This window comes from Comamonas sp. B-9 (assembly GCF_000410635.1).
In the GTDB taxonomy this organism is placed as follows: domain Bacteria; phylum Pseudomonadota; class Gammaproteobacteria; order Burkholderiales; family Burkholderiaceae_C; genus Comamonas.
Genome location: NZ_KE148548.1, coordinates 6,999 through 12,057, shown reverse-complemented (window position 1 = coordinate 12,057; position 5,059 = coordinate 6,999). Strand labels below are relative to the sequence as shown.

General features: G+C 67.4%; 5 protein-coding genes. All 5 read right to left on the bottom strand.

What is annotated here, in order from left to right; genetic code table 11:
- Nucleotides 1-733, bottom strand: a 733-nt coding sequence (locus H928_RS0109575) for an NtaA/DmoA family FMN-dependent monooxygenase (protein WP_021026294.1), incomplete at its 3' end; no start/stop codon positions are given.
- On the bottom strand, nucleotides 733-1,989 hold the full coding sequence (locus H928_RS0109570; RefSeq protein ID WP_043339454.1) for an SfnB family sulfur acquisition oxidoreductase: 1,257 nt from the start codon (nucleotides 1,987-1,989) through the stop codon (nucleotides 733-735). The genes H928_RS0109575 and H928_RS0109570, both read right to left, overlap by 1 nt.
- A gap of 73 nt (nucleotides 1,990-2,062) precedes the next feature.
- Nucleotides 2,063-3,325 (bottom strand): SfnB family sulfur acquisition oxidoreductase, encoded by a 1,263-nt coding sequence (locus H928_RS0109565; RefSeq protein ID WP_027010767.1) that lies wholly within the window; start codon nucleotides 3,323-3,325, stop codon nucleotides 2,063-2,065.
- Between the two features lie 102 nt (nucleotides 3,326-3,427).
- Nucleotides 3,428-4,090: a methionine ABC transporter permease gene (locus tag H928_RS0109560; RefSeq protein ID WP_021026291.1), complete on the bottom strand. Its 663-nt coding sequence runs from the start codon at nucleotides 4,088-4,090 to the stop codon at nucleotides 3,428-3,430.
- The coding region (locus tag H928_RS26935; protein ID WP_192816983.1) for a methionine ABC transporter ATP-binding protein at nucleotides 4,080-5,059 on the bottom strand (980 nt) is incomplete at its 5' end. The genes H928_RS0109560 and H928_RS26935, both read right to left, overlap by 11 nt.

Here is a 5,059-nt window from a genome sequence, read left to right as displayed (position 1 = left end):
CGGCAAACTGCAGGCCCCGGCCGGAGCTGCCCGCCTGCAGCAGCAGCGGCGTGCGCTGCGGCGATGGCTCGCTCAGGTGGTAGCCATCGACCTGGAAATGCGCGCCGCTGTGCTGCACGCGGCGCACCTGCTGCGGATCGGCATAGATGCGGCGCGCGCGGTCGCGCCGCACGGCGCTGTCGCTCCAGCTGCCTTCCCACAGCTGGTAGAGCACGTCCATGAACTCATCGGCGCGGTCATAGCGCGCATCGTGCGCCAGCTGCTGGCGCTGGCCCATGGCGCGCGCGGCTGAGTCGAGGTAACCAGTGACGATGTTCCAGCCAATGCGTCCCTGGGTCAGGTGGTCCAAGGTAGAAAAGCGCCGCGCCAGCAGATAGGGCTGCTCGTAGCTGAGGTTGACAGTGACGCCAAAGCCCAGGTGCTCGGTCACCGCAGCCATCGCAGGCACCACCAAGGTCGGGTCATTGATCGGCAACTGCACCGATTCGCGCAAGGTCACATCGACCGACTGCTGGTAGGTGTCATAGGCTCCGATGATGTCGGCGATGAAGAGGCCGTCAAACAGGCCGCGCTCCAGCTCCTTGGCCAGGCGGGTCCAGTAGTCCAGGCGGTGGTAGTGGCTCGATTGGTCGCGCGGATGCGTCCACAGCCCATGGTTGATATGGCCAACGCTGGCCATGTTGAAGGCATTGAGGATGATGGGCGCCCGCGCGCTGGCGGCGGTGCTGGCCATCACAATGCTCCGTGGCGCGGGGGCAGCACGCCGCTCAGCGCATAGTTGCCGATGGCATGGTATTTCCAGCGCACGGGGTCATGCAGGGTGTGGGTGCGCACATTGCGCCAGTAGCTGTCAAAGCCATGCTCGGCAAAGGTGGCTGATGTGCCGCCCAGCTCCAGCAGCTTGTTGGCCGCCAGCAGGCCGGCCGTATGCGCCAGCGCACGTGCCTGCGCCACCGCCACCGAGGCCGCAGCCACGGTATGCGCCGTGGGCTCCTGCTGCGCAGCATCGACCAGGCTGCCCGCGCGCCGCAGCAGCGCCCGCGCCGCAAACAGGCGGAGCTCCACATTGCCCAGCGCCTGCAAGGTCAAGGGGTCGTCGCTCGCCTGCGCCACGCCGGCATCCACCCAGGCGCGCGACTGGTTGCGCACAAAGGGCAAGGTGGCACGCAGCGCGCCCTCGCCAATGCCCAGGTCGATGGCGGCATGGATGATCTGCGCAAACGGCCCGATGGTGCTGGGCGTATCAAAGCTCGATTGGAACGGCACAATCCAGGCCTCGTCGATGGCGACGTTCTCCAGCAGCACCGAGCCGCTGCCGGTAACCCGCTGGCCCATGCCATCCCAGTCGTCGATCACCGTCACGCCCGGGGCCGTGCGCGGCACAAACACCATCACACTGACGGGCTCCTGGGCCGCATCGATCACCTGCATGGTCTGCACCGGAATCCAGTGCGCAAAGATGGCGCCGGTGCAGTAGAACTTGCGGCCGTTGAGCACCCAGCCCGAGCCGCCCCGCTCCAGCCGCGAGCGGCGGCGGTAGTCGCGGTGGCCGATCTCGGACAGCGCATTGCCAAAGCGCTCGCCCGCCTGCACCCGTTCGTAGAAAAAGCGCTGCTGCGCCGCGCTGCCGCCCACGCGCAGCACCTCCAGCGCATAGAAATGGTTTTGCGGAATATGACCCAGCGATCCATCAGCCGCAGCCACGGTGGCGATCAGCTGCGCAACGGTCCAGGCGCTGGCCTGCAGGCCGCCGTAGGCGCGCGGCACCGTTATGGCCCAGAGGCCGCTGTCGCTGTAGGCCTCGATTTCAGCCCAGGGCAGGCGGCGCTCGCGGTCGCGCAGCACCGCATCGCCAGCCCAGGCATCGGCCAGCTGCTGGGCCTGTTGCAGGGCATCCTGCTCGCTGGCAAACACGGGGGGGCGCTGGCGTGGTGCGGGGGCGGGGGCCACCGGGCTGGCAGCGGCGATCACAGGGGGAGAGGTAGTCATGGTGGTGGCTCATGGGCTTGGCAGCAGCATGGCGCTGGCCCGGCCCTTCAAAATCGTTAGGCGGTGCTGCGGCTCAGTTCCACTGGTGGCGGCGCGGTGCGCGGCCATTGAGCAGGTATTTGCCCAGCAGGTGGTATTTCCAGCGCACCGGGTCGTGCAAGGTGTGCACGCGGGCATTGCGCCAAAAGCGGTCCAGGTTGTAACCGGCGCGGGCCGATGAGGTACCGCCCAGCTCCAGCAGGCGCTCGCTGGCGTTGAGCGCCGCCTCGGTGGTCAAGATCTTGGCGCGCGCCACGGCAACCGATGCCTGGGCGCTGCTCTCGTCGGTGACGGGCTGCGCAGCGAATGCATCGAGCTGCTGCGCGGCATCGAGCAGCACCTCGCGGGCGGCATCCAGCTCCACCTGCAGCTGGCCAAACTCCTGGATGATGTAAGGGTCCTGCCAGGCATGCTCCACGCCCGAATGCACCCAGGCGCGGGTTTTGTCACGCACAAACTGGCGCGCCTCGTCAAACGCGCCCTGGGCAATGCCCATGTCGATGGCGGCCTGCAGAATTTGCGACACCGGGCCGGAGAGAGACGGCCGGTCCTTGAGCGCATGCAGCGCAATCACATCGCGCGGCTCGACCTCGACATCGGTCAGCACCACGCCACCGCTGGCGGTGGTCTTCTGGCCAAAGGCGTTCCAGTTGTCGATGATCTGCACACCCGGCGCCGTGCGCCGCACCCAGACCTGCAGGGGGCGCTGCGCCTCATCCTCGGCGCGGAAGGGCACCCAATGGGCGAACAGCGATCCGGTGGAGTAGTAACGCGTGCCATTCACCAGCAGGCGGCCATCGGCCGTCTGGCGCAGGTTGGCGGTGGCATCGCTCAGCTGGGCGGCGCGGCCCTTGCGCTCAGGCCCGGCATTGCCCAGCCGGTAGCCGCCCAGCACATCGGCAAACCAGCGGCTTTGCTGCGCGGGGCTCGCGGTATCGCGCAGGTTCTGCACCAGCGCAAAGTGGTTCTGCGGAATCTGGCCCAGCGATGCATCGGCCGCGCTGATGGTCGCAAACACCTGCACCACGGTGTGCCAGCTGGCCTGCAGGCCGCCATGGCTGCGCGGTACGGTGATGCCGCCCAGGCCGCTCGCGGTATAGCGCTCGATCTCGTCCCAGGGCAACAGGCGTTCGCTGTCGCGCCGGGCCGCGCCGCCGCGAAAGCTCTCGGCCAGTGCAGCGGCCACTTGCAAGGCCTCGGCCTCGCTGCGGATCTGCGCGGGCTGGCTGGGCGGCAAAGGCAGACGGGGTGGGGAATCGGCGGGCAACGCTGCGCCCTGGGCAACCGCTGAAGTCATTCGGTGCTTTCTGAAAGGGGTTCGGAGAGAGACAGGCCAGAGACACGCCCTGGCCTGCAGACCACGGCACTGCGCCGTGGTGGGCCGCGATAACGCGGACGGTCAGCGGCTGCGCAACCAGTGCGCCACGCGGTCGCCGGCGGTCTGCACAATGGTGACCAGCGCAATCAGCACCGCGATCACGATCAGCATCACCTGCGTATCAAAACGCTGGTAGCCGTAGCGGATCGCCAGGTCGCCCAGGCCACCGGCCCCCACGGCACCCGCCATGGCCGACGAGCTGATCAGCGCCACCAGGGTGATGGTGAAGCCGCCGATGATGCCGGGCAGGGCTTCTGGCAGGTAGACATGGCGCACGATGTCCCACTTCTTGCAGCCAATCGCCTGCGCCGCCTCAATGAGGCCGGGATCGACCTCACGCAGACTGACCTCGGCAATGCGCGCAAAGAAAGGCGTGGCACTGATGGCCAACGGCACAATCGCCGCCCAGACGCCAATCGTGGTGCCGGTGACCAAGCGCGTGAACGGAATCAAGGCCACCAGCAGCACGATAAAAGGCGTGGCCCGGAAGCCGTTGACGACGCTGCCGACGGCACGGTTGGTGCGGGGCGACTCCAGAAAACCGCCCGGCGCCGTCACGATCAACAAGATGGCCAGCGGAATGCCCGCCAGCAGCGCGATACCGGCCGAGGTGGACACCATGATGAAGGTGTCGGCCAGCGCCTTCCAGTAGCGGTCGATGGAAATACTCAGTTCAAACAACATAGCCCAGTACCCTGATTTCATGTGCGATGGTGGCGGGGCCTTGCGTCAGCGCAGCCCAGTCGTTGCGGGCAGCGGCACCATCGATGGCGATGATGAGCTGGCCCTGGGCATGGCCCTGGATGCGGTCCACACCGCCGTGCAGTAGCCGTACCTTGGCGCCCAGTGCCTCGGCAATGCGGGGGAAATCCGGCTCCAGCCCGTCATGGCCGCTGTAGCCCAGCTGCAGCACCTGCTCAAAGCGGCCGGCTGCGGGGGCCTGCGGCTGCAGACGCTGCTGCAGGTCATCGGGCACGCCGTGGCGCAGCGGTGCCAGCAGGGCCTGGGTAGCCGCATGGCGCGGGTTGCCAAACACCTGCCAGACGTCGCCCAGCTCGGCAATCTCGCCCTTCTCCAGCACCAGCACCTGGTCGGCAATCTCGCGGATCACGCTCATCTCATGGGTGATCAGGATCACCGTGATGCCCAGGCGGCGGTTGATATCGCGCAGCAGCGCCAGAATAGCCTGCGTGGTCTCCGGGTCCAGCGCCGAGGTGGCCTCGTCGCAGAGCAGAATCTCGGGCCGGGTGGCCAGCGCCCGGGCAATGCCCACGCGCTGCTTTTGCCCGCCGGAGAGGCGGCTGGGGTAGGTCTTGTGCTTGTCCTGCAGGCCCACCAGGTCGAGCAGCTCGGTCACGCGCTGCTGGATCTGCGCAGCCGGCACGCCGGCGACCTTGAGCGGCAGCGCCACGTTCTCGAACACCGTCTTGGCCGACAGCAGGTTGAAGTGCTGAAAAATCATGCCGACGCGGCGGCGCAGTTGCACAAGGCCGGCCTCATCCAAGGTGCCAATATCGACACCATCGACCAGCACCTGGCCGCTGCTGGGCGCTTCCAGCCGGTTGATGGTGCGCAGCAGGCTGGACTTGCCCGCGCCGCTGCGGCCGATGATGCCGAAGATGCTGCCAGCGGCAATGTCCAGGGTGATGCTCT